General features: G+C 66.6%; 1 protein-coding gene. It reads left to right on the top strand.

The genetic code is table 11. The features are described from left to right. On the top strand, positions 1-332 hold a 332-nt coding region (locus EN786_RS36665; RefSeq protein WP_145972935.1), incomplete at both ends, for an AMP-binding protein.

Here is a 332-nt window from a genome sequence, read left to right as displayed (position 1 = left end):
CGCCGCAGCCTCCGGGAGCGTTTGCTGGCCGAGCTCATCGAGGGTTTCGGGCTGAGCGAAGCAGCGCCCGTCGTTGCCGTCAACACCGCTATGCACGGCCCGGACGGCACGGTCGGGCGGCTGTTGCCGGCCATGCGCATGAAGCTCGAGCCGGTCGAGGGCATTAGCGGGGCCGGACGGTTGTGGCTCGACGGGCCGAATTTGATGATGGGCTACATGACATCAGATCGGCCCGGCGAATTGCAACCGCTCGACGGCTGGCACGATACCGGCGACATCGTTTCGGTCGACCGCGAAGGCTTCATCACCATTCGCGGCCGGGCCAAGCGCTT

It is taken from the genome of Mesorhizobium sp. M4B.F.Ca.ET.143.01.1.1, from assembly GCF_004792275.1.
GTDB classification, from domain to species: domain Bacteria; phylum Pseudomonadota; class Alphaproteobacteria; order Rhizobiales; family Rhizobiaceae; genus Mesorhizobium; species Mesorhizobium abyssinicae.
The sequence above is the reverse complement of the archived record's forward strand: the minus strand, read 5'-3'. Positions and strand labels throughout refer to the sequence as shown.